At 65.6% G+C, this 14,774-nt stretch carries 13 protein-coding genes; 8 read left to right on the top strand and 5 right to left on the bottom strand.

Translation table 11 applies throughout. The annotated features are described in order from the left end of the window. Position 1 precedes the first annotated feature (1 nt). Genes xdhC through xdhA form a run of 3 tightly spaced genes read right to left on the bottom strand, consistent with a single transcriptional unit; the run spans position 2 to position 4,855 of the window. The gene (gene xdhC / locus AM586_RS20110; RefSeq protein ID WP_052233444.1) at positions 2-1,021 is read right to left on the bottom strand and encodes a xanthine dehydrogenase accessory protein XdhC; all 1,020 of its coding nucleotides are present in this window, start codon (positions 1,019-1,021) and stop codon (positions 2-4) included. Position 1,022: 1 nt separating this feature from the next. Next, positions 1,023-3,362: a xanthine dehydrogenase molybdopterin binding subunit gene (gene xdhB, locus AM586_RS20105; protein WP_052233445.1), complete on the bottom strand. Its 2,340-nt coding sequence runs from the start codon at positions 3,360-3,362 to the stop codon at positions 1,023-1,025. An 11-nt stretch (positions 3,363-3,373) separates the two neighbouring features. Beyond that, positions 3,374-4,855: a xanthine dehydrogenase small subunit gene (xdhA, locus tag AM586_RS20100; RefSeq protein ID WP_052233446.1), complete on the bottom strand. Its 1,482-nt coding sequence runs from the start codon at positions 4,853-4,855 to the stop codon at positions 3,374-3,376. Between the two features lie 160 nt (positions 4,856-5,015). On the opposite strand from xdhA, the gene AM586_RS20095 reads away from it, so the two are divergent. From AM586_RS20095 to AM586_RS20080, 4 genes are all read left to right on the top strand, one after another. Next, on the top strand, positions 5,016-5,573 hold the full coding sequence (locus AM586_RS20095) for a ClpP family protease (protein WP_052233447.1): 558 nt from the start codon (positions 5,016-5,018) through the stop codon (positions 5,571-5,573). A gap of 65 nt (positions 5,574-5,638) precedes the next feature. Further along, on the top strand, positions 5,639-6,937 hold the full coding sequence (locus AM586_RS20090; protein WP_052233448.1) for an HlyC/CorC family transporter: 1,299 nt from the start codon (positions 5,639-5,641) through the stop codon (positions 6,935-6,937). A gap of 221 nt (positions 6,938-7,158) precedes the next feature. Further along, positions 7,159-8,892 carry a type IV-A pilus assembly ATPase PilB gene (pilB, locus tag AM586_RS20085; protein WP_052233449.1) on the top strand — a complete coding sequence of 578 codons (1,734 nt, stop codon included), beginning with the start codon at positions 7,159-7,161 and terminating at the stop codon, positions 8,890-8,892. 34 nt (positions 8,893-8,926) lie between these two features. Next, positions 8,927-10,162 (top strand): type II secretion system F family protein, encoded by a 1,236-nt coding sequence (locus tag AM586_RS20080; protein ID WP_052233450.1) that lies wholly within the window; start codon positions 8,927-8,929, stop codon positions 10,160-10,162. A 24-nt stretch (positions 10,163-10,186) separates the two neighbouring features. On the opposite strand, the gene AM586_RS20075 is transcribed toward AM586_RS20080, so the two are convergent. Then, positions 10,187-11,137 (bottom strand): LysR family transcriptional regulator, encoded by a 951-nt coding sequence (locus tag AM586_RS20075; RefSeq protein WP_082439415.1) that lies wholly within the window; start codon positions 11,135-11,137, stop codon positions 10,187-10,189. 134 nt (positions 11,138-11,271) lie between these two features. Here AM586_RS20075 and AM586_RS20070 point away from each other — a divergent pair, with 134 nt between their 5' ends. Then, positions 11,272-12,276 carry an NAD-dependent epimerase/dehydratase family protein gene (locus AM586_RS20070; RefSeq protein ID WP_052233451.1) on the top strand — a complete coding sequence of 335 codons (1,005 nt, stop codon included), beginning with the start codon at positions 11,272-11,274 and terminating at the stop codon, positions 12,274-12,276. Positions 12,277-12,426: 150 nt separating this feature from the next. Here AM586_RS20070 and AM586_RS20065 read toward each other — a convergent pair whose 3' ends face one another. Then, entirely contained in the window at positions 12,427-12,729 is a 303-nt protein-coding gene (locus AM586_RS20065) for a putative quinol monooxygenase (protein WP_052233452.1), read from the bottom strand. A gap of 32 nt (positions 12,730-12,761) precedes the next feature. Here AM586_RS20065 and AM586_RS28920 point away from each other — a divergent pair, with 32 nt between their 5' ends. From AM586_RS28920 to coaE, 3 genes are all read left to right on the top strand, one after another. After that, positions 12,762-13,151 (top strand): SGNH hydrolase domain-containing protein, encoded by a 390-nt coding sequence (locus AM586_RS28920; RefSeq protein WP_307719643.1) that lies wholly within the window; start codon positions 12,762-12,764, stop codon positions 13,149-13,151. 68 nt (positions 13,152-13,219) lie between these two features. Then, the gene (locus AM586_RS20060) at positions 13,220-14,092 is read left to right on the top strand and encodes an A24 family peptidase (protein ID WP_052233453.1); all 873 of its coding nucleotides are present in this window, start codon (positions 13,220-13,222) and stop codon (positions 14,090-14,092) included. Next, positions 14,093-14,752 carry a dephospho-CoA kinase gene (coaE, locus tag AM586_RS20055; RefSeq protein WP_052233454.1) on the top strand — a complete coding sequence of 220 codons (660 nt, stop codon included), beginning with the start codon at positions 14,093-14,095 and terminating at the stop codon, positions 14,750-14,752. The last annotated feature ends 22 nt before the right edge of the window (positions 14,753-14,774 follow it).

Genomic DNA, 14,774 nt, shown 5'->3' with positions numbered 1-14,774 from the left:
ATTAGATTCTTTCCGTTGAGGGTATGGGTGCGGTGCGGGCTTCCCACACCATCAGCAGTTGCGCGGCCACGGCGATGGCGATCACGGCGGGCTCCTTGCCTTCGATGCCGGCCACCCCGATCGGGCAGACCATGGCGTCCAGGCGCGCCTGCGCCACACCGCGCTCGCGCAGGCGGTGCTCGAACTGCTTGCGTTTGGTATTCGATCCGATCAGGCCGAACCAGTCGGCATCGATACCTGGACGCTTCAGGATCGTTTCGGCCAGGCGCTGGTCGAGCGCATGGCTGTGCGTCATGACGAGGAAACTGGTACCCGGTAAAGCACGTTCCGCCAGCGCTTCAGGGATATCGGTGGCTTCGACGCGCACATTGGCCGGTACGCGTTCGGGAAACAGGTCCTCGCGTTCGTCGACCCAGGTCACGCGGCAGCGCAGCTCGGCCAGGGCGCGCACGATGGCCGCTCCCACGTGGCCGGCGCCGAACAGCATCAGGTGCGCGCGCGGCGCTTCGACCTGATCGACCAGCCAGCGCCGGCCGTCGGGCTCGCGCATGATATGGGTGCCGCGTTCGCGTGTAAAGTCCGGCGCTTCGCCGCCGTGGAGCCGGTGTCCGCGCGCGTCCAGCAGCGCCAGGTCCGGCGCACCGTCCAGCGCCACCAGGCGCCAGCTGTCTTCATCGGGACGCGCCGCCAGCAGGCTTGCGTGGGCGTGGTCGAGCAGCTCGAAGGCCAGCTGCACCACCCCGCCGCAGCACTGGCCGAGGCTGGGGCCGAGCGGGAAGCGTTCCAGGCGCCGGGCCTCGCCCTGCGCCAGCATCGCGCGCGCCGTCTCGACGCCGCGCAGCTCCAGGTGGCCGCCGCCGACCGTGCCCCACTGGCGCACGGCATCGACCAGCATCTTCGCGCCGGGTTCGCGCGGCACCGAGCCTTCGACGACGGCCACGGTGACCAGCACCTTGGGCACAGGATCGGACACATGCGCAGACCCGGCGCTCTCCGCCGCGGCGTTCAACCAGTCTTCCATCTCAGGCGCCCGCCGGGCTTGCCGCCTGCACGGCGGCGATGGCATTCAGGATCGCTTCGCAGGTCGCCGGCGCGCTCAAGGGCGGATTGCGCTTGTGGCCGCCGACGCTGGAGATGGCGTCGCGGATCGCGAAGAACACGGAGAACGGCAGCAGCAGCGGCGGTTCGCCCACCGCCTTCGAGCGGTGGATCGAGTCCTCGACGTTGCGGTTCTCGAACAGGCGCACGCGGAAGTCTTCCGGGCAGTCCGACACCGCCGGGATTTTATAGGTGGACGGCGCGTGGGTCATGAGCTTGCCGCCCTCGTTCCACCACAATTCCTCGGTGGTCAGCCAGCCCATGCCCTGGATGAAGGCGCCCTCGACCTGGCCGATGTCGATGGCCGGGTTCAGCGATTTGCCGGCGTCGTACAGCGCATCCGCGCGCAGCAGCTTCCATTCGCCGGTGAGCGTGTCGACGATCACTTCCGACACCGCGGCGCCGTAGGCGAAGTAGGAGAAGGGGCGGCCGGTCATGGTCTTCGGGTCCCAGGACAGGCCCGGGGTGGCGTAGTAGCCGTCCGACCAGAGCTGGGTGCGCGCCAGGTAGGCTTTGGCCACCAGCTCGCCGAACGGGATTTCCTGGCCATTCACGAACACGGTATCCAGCGCGAAGCGCACCTGCTCCGGCGCGCCGCCGTGCTGCTTCGCCGCGAAGGCGGCCAGGCGCTCGCGAATCCGGCGTGCGGCGTCCTGGGCCGCCTTGCCGTTCAAGTCCGCGCCGGTGGACGCCGCGGTGGCCGAGGTGTTCGCGACCTTGCTGGTGTTGGTGGCGGTGATGCGCACGCGGCCCAGGTCCACGCCCAGCTCGTGCGCCACCACCTGCATCACCTTGGTGTTCACGCCCTGCCCCATTTCGGTGCCGCCGTGGTTGACGAGGATGGAACCGTCCACGTACACGTGCACCAGCGCGCCGGCCTGGTTCAGGTGGGTGACGTTGAAGGCGATGCCGAACTTGACCGGCGTGAGCGCCAGGCCCTTCTTCAGCACCGGGCTGGCTGCGTTGAAGGCTTCGATGGCGGCGCGGCGGGCGCGGTATTCGCTGGTCCCTTCCAGCTCGTCGACCAGTTCGTGGATCACGTTGTCGACGACGACCTGGCCGTAGGGCGTGACATTGCGCTCTTCCTTGCCGTAGAAGTTCAGCTTGCGCACGTCCAGCGCGTCGCGGCCGAGATTGCGGGCGATCTCGTCCAGCACGTACTCCATCGCGATCGCACCCTGCGGACCGCCGAAGCCGCGGAAGGCGGTGTTCGACTGGGTGTTGGTCTTGCCGCAGGCGGCGCGGATGTCGACGTCGGACAGGTAATAGGTATTGTCGAAATGGCAGACCGCGCGCGTGGCGACGGGGCCGGACAGGTCGGCCGAGAAGCCGGCGCGCGAGACCATGTCGACTTTCGCCGCGACGATGCGTCCATCAAGGTCGTAGCCGACCTCGTATTCGTAGTGGAAGCAGTGGCGCTTGCCGGTGACCAGCATGTCGTCGTCGCGGTCGGCGCGCAGCTTGACCGGGCGGCCGCACAACCTGGCCGACACCGCGGCCGCCGCGGCCCATAGCGCCGACTGCGATTCCTTGCCGCCGAAGCCGCCGCCCATGCGCCGGCACTCGACCACCACGTGATGCGAATGCAGGCCCAGCGCGTGCGCGACCACGTGCTGCATCTCGCTCGGGTGCTGGGTCGAGCACTGCACCAGCATGCCGTCGTTTTCCTGCGGGATGGCGTAGGCGATCTGGCCTTCGAGGTAGAACTGTTCCTGGCCGCCGACGTGCAGCTCGCCTTTCACCGTGTGCGGGGCGCGTTCGAACGCCGCCTGCGCATCGCCGCGCGCCAGGCGCATCGGCGGCAGCACCCAGGACTGGGCCTTGCGGGCCGCCTGCGGCGTCAGGATGGCCGGCAGCTCTTCATACGTGACGACGCCCTTCTTCGCGGCGCGGCGCGCATTGTCGTGGCTGTCCGCCACCACCACGAAGAGCGGCTGGCCCACGTACTGGACCAGGCCGTCGGCCAGGATCGGATCGTCGTGGATGATGGGGCCGCAATCGTTGGCGCCGGGGATGTCCTGCGCCGTGTAGACCGCGACCACGCCGCGGCTGGCGCGGACGGGCGCGAGGTCGATCGCCAGGACCTTCGCATGCGGCTTGCTCGACAAACCCAGGGCCGCATGCAGGGTGCCGCGGACCTCGTCGATGTCGTCGGTGTAGTCGGCCTGGCCGAGCACGTGCAGCCGCGCCGATTCGTGGGCCCGCGAGACGCCGACCGCGCTCCACGCCGCCGCCGTCGGTTCCGGTGCGCTCATATCGTTCATGGTCGGGCTCCTCAAGCGCTCGGTTGCGCGAATACGTTGACTGCTTCGGCCGGCAGCGGGTTCTCGCGCCGGGTCTCCAGCCAGAAACGGCGCAGCAGGTTCTGCGCGCCCTGCATGCGGTAGGCGTTCGAGGCGCGCATGTCGGTCAGCGGCGCATAGTCCTGCGCCAGCGCCGCCATCGCCTCCTTCAGCGCAGCCTCGTTCCAGGCGCGGCCGAGCAGCACGGCTTCGGCCTGCGCGGCGCGCTTCGGGGTCGCGGCCATGCCGCCGAAAGCGATGCGCGCCTGCCTGACGATACCGCCGTCGAGCCCAGTGTCCAGCTCGAGGGCGAACGCGGCGCACACGGCCGAGATGTCCTGGTCGAAGCGCTTGGCCAGTTTATAGCTGCGGAAAACGACATTCGCGCGCGGCAGCGGAATCCGCAGCGCCTGCACGAACTCGCCCGGCTGCAGGTCCTTCTGCTGGTAGCCGAGATAGAAATCTTCGAGCGCCAGCTCGCGCTCGCCTGCCGCGCCGCGCAGCACCAGGCGGCTGCCCAGCGCGATCAGCCAGGGCATCGAATCGCCGATCGGCGACCCGTTGGCGACATTGCCGCCCAGGGTGCCGGCGTTGCGGATCGGGAGCGAGGCGAAGCGCTGCCACAGCTCCGCCAGCTCGGGATAGCGCGCGCAGATCGCGGCATAGGCATCGTTCAGCGTCACGCCGGCGCCGATCTCGAGCACCCCCGCATGTTCACGCACGCTCTTCAGTTCCGCGACGTGGCCGAGGTAGATGATGTCGGCCAGCTCGCGCATCTGCTTGGTGACCCAGAGGCCGACGTCGGTCGACCCGGCCAGCAGCACGGCCTGCGGATGGGCGCCGCGCGCCGCCACCAGTTCCTCGACGCTGCGCGGCGCATGGAAGGTCTGGTCCTTGAAGCTGTAGACGGCGCCGGCCTCGCGCTGCAGTCCGCGCAGGGCGCCGGCAAGCGCCTCGCGGTCGAAGTCGACGCGCGGCAGTTCGGTCATCTTCCGGGCAGCGTCGATGATGGGGCGGTAGCCGGTGCAGCGGCACAGGTTGCCGGACAGGGTGTCGTCGATGTCGCGGCGCGACGGGCATCCCTGCCCGTCCTGCTTCAGGTACATGCCCCACAGCGACATCGCAAAACCCGGCGTGCAGAAGCCGCACTGCGAGCCGTGGCATTCGACCAGGGCCTGCTGCACCGGGTGCAGGGCGCCGCCGGCCTGCTGCAGGTCTTCGACGGTGAACAGGGCCTTGCCGTCCAGGGTCGGCGTGAACTGGATGCAGGAATTCACCGCTTTCATTTCCAGCTCGCCGTTTTCCAGCGAACCGATCACGACGGTGCAGGCGCCGCAATCGCCCTCGGCACAGCCTTCCTTGGTGCCGGTGCAATGCAGGTCTTCCCGCAGGTGCTGCAGAACGGTCTGCGTGGGGGCGACGCCGCTCACTTCATGGACGGCCCCGCGGTAAAAGAATCGGATCGGTGTGGACATCGTTGCCTCGGATTTAACCCAGCTTGTGAGATTAACACCGGTGGGGGCGCCAGGTATATTCAAATGGTGATTTTGAATATCAGCGAATTCGCATAGTCCTGCGTCCGTGCGCTTTCACTCCCATTTTAATTGCTATGCTTGGCCCAACAAGGGAGGAACAATGACTTTGCACGTCGTACATTTCATCGGCCCGATCAACGCCAACTCGGCCTGCACGGTGCGCAACCTGTGCCTGCAAGCCCTGCAGAGCGGCGCCAGCGAGATCGAGCTGCACATGTCGACCGAGGGCGGCAACATGACCGCCGGTTTTGCCCTCTACTTTTTCCTCAAGTCCCTTCCCTTGCCCCTCACCACGTGGAACGTCGGCAGCGTCGAATCGGTCGGGGTCGCGATCTTCCTGGCCGGCCAGAAGCGCTATGCCTGCCCCGGCACCCGCTTCCTCATCCACCCGCTGCACTGGGGTTTCGGCAACCTGGTGGCGGCGGATCACGCCCGCATCTCGGAATGGCGCGACTGCCTCGACTTCGACGCCGAGCGCTACGCCGCCATCTTCGAGGAAGCCACGCGCGGCGCGCGCGCCCCGCATGACATCCGCGGCTATCTCACCGGCAGCTCGCGCATCTACACGGCCGACCAGGCCGTCGAGGCCGGCATCGTCCACGCCGCCCGCCAGGCCCGCCTGCCGGAAGCCGGGACCACGTCCCACTGGTGGAACTAGCCCGGCTTGCAAGCCCTCCCCCTTCCCTTTAGAATCGACCTTCCCCTGATTCTTTACGGTCAACATTGGATTCCGTACCCCTTTGGGCGCTCATCCTTGCCCTCGTCCTCCTGATTCTCTGCTCGGCCTTCTTCGCAATGGCGGAAACCGCCCTGATGGCGGCCAACAAATACCGCCTGAAGCACCTGGCCAAGCGCGGCCACCGCGGCGCCGTCACCACCATGTGGCTGCTGGAGCGTACCGACAAGCTGCTGTCCCTGGTGCTGATCGCGAACACGCTGATCAATGCGATGGCCACCGCCCTGGTGACGGCGATCGCGATCCTGTTCTTCGGCCACGAGGAAAGCGTGATCACGATCGCCACCGCCAGCGTGGCGTTTCTGCTGATCGTGTTCGCCGAGATCGCGCCGAAGGTGATCGGCGCCACCTACCCGGAACGCATCTCGCTGGGCACCAGCCTGGTGCTGCGGCCGTTGATGAAGGTGGCCAAGCCGGCGATCTGGTTCGTCAACCTGTTCGTCTCCGCTTTGCTGCGCCCGCTGGGCATCCGCGCAGGCGTCGACGCCCACCAGCAGCGCCTGTCGGCGGAAGAATTGCGCACCGTCGTGCTGGAAGGCGGCAACTTCATGCCGCAGAAGCACAAGAGCATCCTGCTCAACCTGTTCGACCTGGAAAAGATCTCGGTCGAGGACATCATGACCCCGCGCGCCCAGATCGAAGCCCTGAACCTGGCCCAGCCGGTCGAGGCGATCAAGGCCGAGCTGATCACCTGCTACCACCGCAAGCTGCTGGTCTATGAAGGCGAAATCAACCGCATCGTCGGCGTGCTGCCGGTACGGCGCGCGGTCGGCCTGCTGAACCGGGCGGACGAGCTGACCGTCGACGACATCCGCGCACTGCTGAACAAGCCCTATTTCATCCCGCAGGACACGGATGTCTTCACCCAGCTCCAGTATTTCCAGGAAAACAAGGAACGGTTCGGCATCATCGTCGACGAATACGGCGAGGTGCAGGGACTGGTGACGCTCGAGGACATCATCGAGGAAATGATCGGCGACTTCACGACCTCCACCCCGGGTACCGCGCGCGCCGACGCCATGGCCTGGAACGCCAAGGGCGAGTGCCTGCTCGAAGGCAGCACACCGCTGCGCGACATCAACAAGAAGCTGGACCTGGACCTGCCGCTGGACGGCCCGAAGACGGTCAATGGCTTGCTTCTCGAACAACTGCAGGACATCCCCGAGTTTCCGATCGCGCTCAAGGTGGGCCAGTGCGTGATCGAAGTGGTGCAAGTGCAGAATCAGTCAATCAGGATCGTGAAACTGTTGCGGCCGGCTGTTATCAAAAGGTGGCTGGCGGCCTGATACGGACGTCGGCGCCGTCCGCCGCTTGAGTCCATCAGGAGCCGCCATGCCCTCGCCTTTTTGCTTGTCACCCTTGCAATGCCATTCCGTCTACGTGGTATGCACGCGTCTTTCCCTACGCCAATCTCTTTACAAAGTTGATGCCTACGGGCATGATCCCAAGCAGCCACCGGGCATGTCCCTCCAGCCCGGCTCCTTGTCGTCACTCCGTCCCTGAACCTATGGCAGCAGTCCTCCCCAACACGACCGCAGGCACCGCATTGCCCGGGTTGGCGCGCGCCCTGGTCCAGTCCGGGCGACTGACGCTTCCGCAGGCGGACGGCCTCCAAAAGAAGGCCGTCGCCGACAAGGCTGGTTTCATCGACACCTTGCTCGGCGCCGGCATCATCGATGCGCAAGGCCTGGCGGTATTCTGCGCCGAGACCTTCGGCTATCCCCTGCTCGACCTCTCCACCTTCAGCCTGGATTCGCTGCCGGCGAACGCCATCGATGCGCGCCTGATGCAGGCCCAGCGCGTGGTGGCCCTGTCCAAGCGCGGCAACAAGCTGTCGGTGGCGCTGTCCGATCCGACCAATTCCCAGGCCCTGGACCAGATCAAGTTCCAGAGCGAAGCCTCGGTCGAGCCGGTGATCGTCGCCCACGACACACTGCTGGCCCTGCTGGCCGGCATCTCCAAGAACGCCGAACAGAGCATCAGCGAACTGGTCGGCGACGATGCCGAGATCGAGTTCGCCGAGGACGAGCAGCAGCAGGCCACGCAGGCCGAAGCGGCGGCCGCCTCCGAGGTCGAGGACGCGCCGATCGTGCGCTTCCTGAACAAGGTGCTGATGGATGCGATCACCCTCGGCGCCTCGGACATCCACTTCGAGCCCTACGAGAAGCAGTACCGGATCCGCCTGCGCGTGGACGGCGTGCTGCGCGACCACCTGGCGCCGCCGCTGTCGATCCGCGACAAGCTGGTCTCGCGCATCAAGGTGCTGGCCAAGCTCGACATCTCCGAGAAAAGGGTCCCGCAGGATGGCCGCATGCGCCTGGTGCTGTCGCCGACCAAGTCGATCGACTTCCGCGTGAGCACCCTGCCGACCCTGTTCGGCGAAAAGACCGTCATGCGTATCCTCGACGCCACCCAGGCGCAGATGGGCATCGACTCGCTCGGCTACGACCCGGACCAGAGGGCGCTGCTGATCGACGCCATCACCCGTCCCTACGGCATGGTGCTGGTAACGGGCCCGACCGGCTCGGGCAAGACGGTGTCGCTGTACAGCTGCCTGAACGTGCTGAACAAGCCGGGCATCAATATCTCGACGGCCGAGGATCCGGCCGAGATCAACCTGCCGGGCGTGAACCAGGTCAACGTCAACGAAAAGGCGGGCCTCACCTTCCCGGTCGCGCTGAAGGCTTTTCTGCGCCAGGATCCGGACATCATCATGGTCGGCGAGATCCGCGACCTGGAAACCGCCGACATCGCCATCAAGGCCGCCCAGACCGGCCACATGGTGTTCTCGACCCTGCACACGAACGACGCGCCCTCGACCCTGACCCGCCTGATGAACATGGGCGTGGCGCCGTTCAACATCGCCTCCTCCGTCATCCTGATCACGGCCCAGCGCCTGGCGCGCCGCCTGTGCACCTGCAAGCAGCCGCTCGACATCGAGCGCGACGTGCTGAAGGCGGCCGGCTTCCGCGACAGCGACCTGGACGGCGAATGGAAGCCCTACGGCCCGGTCGGCTGCGAACGATGCCTGGGTTCGGGCTACAAGGGCCGGGTCGGCATCTACCAGATCATGCCGATCTCGCCGGCGATCGAGGCCCTGATCCTGGCCAACGGCAACTCGATGGAAATCGCCGCCCAGGCCGAATCCGAGGGCGTGAATTCGCTGCGCCGTTCCGGCCTGATGAAGGTGAAGCAGGGACTGACCAGCCTCGAGGAAGTGCTCGGCTGCACTAACGAGTAGTTTTAGATATCGAATTTAGAAGCGGGAAAACCACATGGCAACTTCGGCCCAAGTACGCACCGCTGGCGGCGCCCAGATCAAGGAGCACGTCTACGCCTGGGAAGGCAAGGACAAGACCGGCAAGACCGTGCGCGGCGAAATGCGCGCCGGCGGCGAGACCATCGTCAACGTGACCCTGCGCCGCCAGGGCATCGTGGTCATCAAGGTCAAGAAGAAGGCTTACCGCAGCGGCAAGAAAATCGTCGACAAGGACCTGACCCTGTTCACGCGCCAGCTCGCCACCATGATGAAGGCCGGCGTGCCGCTGCTGCAGTCCTTCGACATCGTCGGCAAGGGCCACGCCAACCCCTCGATGTCCAAGCTGATCATGGACTTGCGCGCCGACATCGAGACCGGCACCAGCCTGAACAACGCCTTCCGCAAGTATCCGCTGTACTTCGACCCGCTGTTCTGCAACCTGGTCGGCGCCGGCGAACAGGCCGGCATCCTGGAAGACCTGCTGACCCGCCTGGCGATCTACAAGGAAAAGACGCTGGCCCTGAAGGCCAAGATCAAGTCGGCCCTGATGTACCCGATCTCGATCCTGGCGATCGCCTTCATCGTCACCGCCGTGATCATGATCTGGGTGGTGCCGGCCTTCAAGGAAGTGTTCAGTAGCTTCGGCGCCGACCTGCCGACCCCCACCCTGGTGGTGATGGCGATGTCCGACTTCGTGGTGAAGTGGTGGTACATCATCTTCGGCACGCTGTTCGGCGCGATCTACTTCTTCTTCCAGTCCTGGCGCCGCTCGCTGAAGATGCAGCAGGCGATGGACCGGCTGCTGCTGCGCCTGCCTGTCTTCGGCGAGGTGATCCGCAAGGCCACGATCGCGCGCTGGACCCGCACCCTCGCGACCATGTTCGCGGCCGGCGTGCCGCTGGTCGAAGCCCTCGACTCGGTCGGCGGCGCCTCCGGCAACGCGGTGTACCTGGAAGCGACCCGCAAGATCCAGAACGAGGTCAGCACCGGCACCAGCCTGACGGTGGCGATGCAGAACGTCAATGTCTTCCCGAACATGGTGACCCAGATGGTCTCGATCGGCGAAGAATCCGGCGCCCTCGACGGCATGCTGGGCAAGGTCGCCGACTTCTACGAAGAGGAAGTCGACGAGGCCGTCAGCGCGCTGTCCTCGCTGATGGAACCGATGATCATGGTGATCCTGGGCGTGCTGATCGGCGGCCTGGTGGTGGCGATGTACCTGCCGATCTTCAAGCTGGGGGCGGTGGTTTGAGTTTGTCCCGCTGACCGAAGGTCGCTACATGGCATGGCTAACGTGTGCGGTCATGCCCTCGACGATGGCCGCGAACGTGACCGCGCATCGCGGGGTCGAGCGAAGATCGACGTGCATCGCGACCCATGTGTCCATCATGATCGAAAATTCGGCGCGCAGTACCCGCACGATTGCCGGGTCGCGCGCCGCGAGCACTGACTGGCAGGCGCCGATGCCATAGGCTGCGCGGATGGCGGCCAGGTGCACCAGATTGTTATCCGAACGAAGCGCCAGGCGTGCACGTTGCAGGATCGGGTACTGCGCCTGCAACTTGCGCACGAGCAGGCTGTCGCCATCCGGGCCGATCAGGGCATGCTCCGCAAGCTCGTCGAGCGTTCGCGGCGTGCCATGCGCGGCCAGATAATCGCGGTGGGCATACAAACCGAGCTCGATGGCGCCGACGCGGCGCGCAATCAGCGCTTCCTGGGTCGGCGCCAGGTGACGCACCGCAATGTCGGCCTGGCGGCGCAGCAGGTCATCCACGGCATTCGAAATCACCAGTTCCACCACCAGTGCCGGATGCCGCGCGCGAAGCCGCGCCAGGATGGGCGGCAGTACCTCCACGCCAATCATGTCGCTGGCCGAAATGCGGACGGTGCCGCGCACTCCGTCGCCGTGGCTGGCCGCCGCCCGGCGCAGCGCCGCGGCGTTGGACGCGATGCTCGCCGCATACGACTGCAGCTCCAGCGCTGCCTCGGTCGGTGCGAAGCCGTCGACCGACCGCACGAACAACTTCAAATCAAGCGCCTTCTCGAGCTGGTCGATGTGCCGGCCCAGCGTCGGCTGCGTTAGCCCGAGCGCGCGCGCGGCCGCCGACAGCGAGCCGGCGTCGACGACAGCCAGGAATGAGCGGTACCAGGCCCAGTCCGGCTCGGGGCCGGGTACCGATGTCGACCGTGAACCGGGGGCAGCAAGCTTGCTCTTCAAACTGGTCATTGAGATCCATTCATTTTTGTATAGCCTCTAGAGAACTCTAGCCGATTTTCTTTTGCCCTTCCAGCGCCGAGAATGTCCTCATCCGACCAAGGTCTCCCCTGACCATCGTCCATTGACATTCCAAGGAGCCTGCCATGACCCATCTCTCGTGCAAAATCGCCCTGTTCGGCGCCACTGGCGCCATCGGCAACAGCATTGCCCGCAGCCTGTCGGCGCAGCGGACGCCATATCGCGTCGTCGGCCGCGGCCGGGCTGCGCTCGAACGTGACTTCGGCGCCGACCCGCTGGCCGAGATCGCGACATGGGATCCCGTCTCCCCTGCTTCAGTGCGTACGGCCGCGCAAGGGATCGACACCATCATCTACATGGTCGGCGTCGACTACACCCGCTTCGAGCTTCATCCAGAGTTGATGCGCAGGACGCTGGATGGCGCAATCGCTGCAGGCGTCAAGCGCATCCTCCTGATCGGCACCGTGTACCCGTATGGCTGTCCGCAGACGATACCCGTGCGTGAAGACCACCCGCGTGCGCCGCATACTTTCAAGGGACGGATGCGCAAGGCGCAGGAAGACATGCTCTTCGATGCGCACGCCAGCGGCCGGATCGACGTCGCGGTACTGCGCCTGCCGGACTTCTACGGCCCGGGCGTGGGCGACAAGAGCTACCTGGCAAGTGCGTTCCAGGCCGCAATCGATGGCGGCACCGCCGACCTCATAGGGCCCATCGATGCGCCGCACGAATTTGTTTTCGTGCCCGACGTCGGCCCGGTCGTCGTTCGCTTGTCGGCCGAACCTGCCGCCTGGGGTCGCACATGGCAGCTCGCGGGCGCGGGGACGACGACGCAACAAACGATGCTTGAAGAAATCTCGCGGCAAGCGGGTCACCGTATCCGGTCACGCGTGGTGGGCAAGACAATGCTCCGTTTGCTTGGCCTGTTCAAGCCGATGTTGCGCGAGATAGTCGAGATGCATTACCTGCTGACGACGCCGGTCATTCTGGACGACAGCGCTCTACAGAACCTGATCGGCCCGATCGCCAAAACCTCCTACGCCGAGGGCGTTCGCCGCACGCTCGCTGCAGCGCGCGCCCGGCAAACGGCACCTGCGGGAACCGGCCAGACCGTTGCCGTACCTGATTGATGAATTGAGCGGCCGTGATGGTGTACGGCCGTTATCGACCCCAAAGCAGTCCTTGCCGATTCCAGAAAGTGGTCGTTCAACGCCCGCGCTAAGCTGCGGCTCGCGGGCGCCGCCAGTGAGCCGTCGGCTTGAACGACTTGTTGGGCTTGCTCAGCCCGGCAGCTTTACCGCAAGAACGTCAACCTTTTCGATTGATGGCGGCTTGGCGAATAAGTCACCCGCTTTTTCCATGAGCGCGGCTGCGACTTTGCCGGAAAGATGCGCTTGCCGCCCAGCCTCATCTGGAAACGCGTCAAAGATGCCAAAGGTCGACGGCCCCAGGCGAATGCCGAACCAGGCTGTGGTAGCTGGCTCTGCCTGAACGAGGGGAAGACCACTTAACAGAAAGTTCTCTACGTCTTTCTCCTTACCCGGCTTGGCTTCCAGACGAACGAACAACGCGAGTTTGACCATGACATATCTCCTCTTGTTAAACAGATAATGCAATGATGACCGGACCGCCACGACTTGCGGCGAAGCCGCCTTCTACACGTGGCCGAAAGCAGTCTAGCAGCGAAGGGCCGATACCGACCCAGAGCCGGCACAGCAGGCTCAGAGTCCTTCGCGAACAAGGCCGACACTGCACAGAAGCTTGTCTAGAAAGTCGATCCGGGCGGCTTCGTCGGCGTCGACGTGTTCTGCGTCATTTCCGGCTTCCTGGTTTCCGGGATCCTGCTGTTCCCCGACGAGTACCAGCAGCTGGGCAAGCAGGTGGCGGCGACAAGGAATGCCGCGCGATGATCGACGGCCGCCTGATGTACCGGGACAGTAACCACCTCAGCTACGACGGCGATGTGCGGGTCGGCGAACGCTTCGCCCGCTGGCTGTCACGCTAGCTGTCGCCGGCAAAACCCCATAGAATAGGTTGACTCACGGAAATCAACCTATTCTCCCCGCCTTCCCCATGCAACCGGACACCCTCCTCTTCGCCGCCCCCGCCAGCCTGATCCCGGCCATCGCGGCCGCCATCTTCGGCCTGCTGATCGGCAGCTTCCTGAACGTGGTCGTGCACCGCCTGCCGATCATGCGCCAGCGCGAGATCGACAACTACATCGCGGACAAGGAAGGCAAGCCGCTGCCTTTCCCGGATCGCTACAACCTGATGGTGCCGCGCTCAGCCTGCCCGCACTGCGGCCACCAGATCACGGCGCTGGAAAACATCCCCATCCTCAGCTGGCTGTTCTTGCGCGGCAAGTGCAGCAATTGCAAGGCGCCGATCTCGGCCCGCTATCCAATCGTCGAGGCGGTCAGCGGCATCCTGTCGGGCCTGCTGGTCTGGCATTTCGGCAGCGGCTGGGTCGGCCTGGCGGCGCTGGTGTTCACCTATCTGCTGATCTCGATGACCCTGATCGACGTCGACCACAAGGAGCTGCCGGACGACCTCACCTATCCGCTGCTGTGGCTGGGCCTGCTGATCAACCTGGACGGCAACTTCGTGCCGCTGCGCGAGGCGGTGCTCGGCGCCGTCGCCGGCTACCTGGCCCTGTGGGCCGTCGCGCGCGCCTACGAACTGGTGCGCGGCCAGATCGGCATGGGCGAAGGCGACTTCAAGCTGCTGGCCGCGCTCGGCGCCTGGTTCGGCTGGAAAATGCTGCTGACGATCATCGTGCTGTCGTCCTTCGTCGGCGCCGCCGTCGGCCTGACCATGATTGCGATCGGCAAGACCAAGAAGGGCCAGCACATCCCGTTCGGCCCCTATCTGGCCGGCGCTGGTATGATCGCCCTCTTCTACGGCCCCGAACTCACCCGCCTGGCACTGGGAATGGCGCAGCCTTGAATGGATAATCAAGACAACCCGCAGGTTTTCCAGCGATTCGCCGTCGGCCTGACCGGCGGCATCGGTTGCGGCAAGACCACCGTCGCCGACCTGTTCGCGGCGCGCGGCGCCTCGGTCGTCGATACCGACCAGATCGCCCACCTCCTCACCGCCCCGCACGGCGCCGCGATGCCTGCGCTGGTCGAGGAATTCGGCCCCGGATTCGCCACGCCCGAGGGTGCGCTGGACCGCGCGAAGATGCGCGCCCTGGTGTTTTCCGACCCGGGCGCGCGGGTCCGCCTGGAAGCCATCCTGCACCCGAAAATACGCGAGGCCACCGCTGCCGCCGCGCTGCTGGCCAGCGGTCCCTATGTAATCTTCGTGGTCCCGCTGCTGATCGAATCCGGCAGCTGGCGCCAGCGCGTGGCGCGGGTGCTGGCGATCGATTGTCCGGAAGAAGTGCAGGTGGCGCGCGTAATGGCGCGTAATGGCCTGCAGGAAGCCCAAGTCCGCGCCATCATGGCCGCCCAGGTCACGCGCGCACAGCGCCAGGCCGCCGCCGACGACATCATCCTCAACGACGACGGCCTGGAGCAACTCGTGCCGCAAGTGGACAGGCTGCACGCGTTTTATCTGGCCGAAGCAGGAAAATTGGCGGCCGCGCCGAACGAGCGTTTGTAATTTTGCCCATCATGGTTCAGAA

Origin of the sequence: Massilia sp. WG5 (assembly GCF_001412595.2) — a bacterium.
GTDB lineage: Bacteria > Pseudomonadota > Gammaproteobacteria > Burkholderiales > Burkholderiaceae_D > Telluria.
Note: the sequence above shows the minus strand (reverse complement) of the source record. Positions and strands in the feature narration are given on the sequence as shown.

Excerpts from the sequence above, each read along its gene's own strand:
- xdhC (WP_052233444.1), bottom strand. The coding sequence starts at position 1,021 with ATGGAAGACTGGTTGAACGCCGCGGCGGAGAGCGCCGGGTCTGCGCAT.
- xdhB (WP_052233445.1), bottom strand. The coding sequence starts at position 3,362 with ATGAACGATATGAGCGCACCGGAACCGACGGCGGCGGCGTGGAGCGCG.
- xdhA (WP_052233446.1), bottom strand. The coding sequence starts at position 4,855 with ATGTCCACACCGATCCGATTCTTTTACCGCGGGGCCGTCCATGAAGTG.
- AM586_RS20095 (WP_052233447.1), top strand. The coding sequence starts at position 5,016 with ATGACTTTGCACGTCGTACATTTCATCGGCCCGATCAACGCCAACTCG.
- pilB (WP_052233449.1), top strand. The coding sequence starts at position 7,159 with ATGGCAGCAGTCCTCCCCAACACGACCGCAGGCACCGCATTGCCCGGG.
- AM586_RS20080 (WP_052233450.1), top strand. The coding sequence starts at position 8,927 with ATGGCAACTTCGGCCCAAGTACGCACCGCTGGCGGCGCCCAGATCAAG.
- AM586_RS20075 (WP_082439415.1), bottom strand. The coding sequence starts at position 11,137 with ATGACCAGTTTGAAGAGCAAGCTTGCTGCCCCCGGTTCACGGTCGACA.
- AM586_RS20070 (WP_052233451.1), top strand. The coding sequence starts at position 11,272 with ATGACCCATCTCTCGTGCAAAATCGCCCTGTTCGGCGCCACTGGCGCC.
- AM586_RS20065 (WP_052233452.1), bottom strand. The coding sequence starts at position 12,729 with ATGGTCAAACTCGCGTTGTTCGTTCGTCTGGAAGCCAAGCCGGGTAAG.
- AM586_RS28920 (WP_307719643.1), top strand. The coding sequence starts at position 12,762 with ATGATGACCGGACCGCCACGACTTGCGGCGAAGCCGCCTTCTACACGT.
- AM586_RS20060 (WP_052233453.1), top strand. The coding sequence starts at position 13,220 with ATGCAACCGGACACCCTCCTCTTCGCCGCCCCCGCCAGCCTGATCCCG.
- coaE (WP_052233454.1), top strand. The coding sequence starts at position 14,093 with ATGGATAATCAAGACAACCCGCAGGTTTTCCAGCGATTCGCCGTCGGC.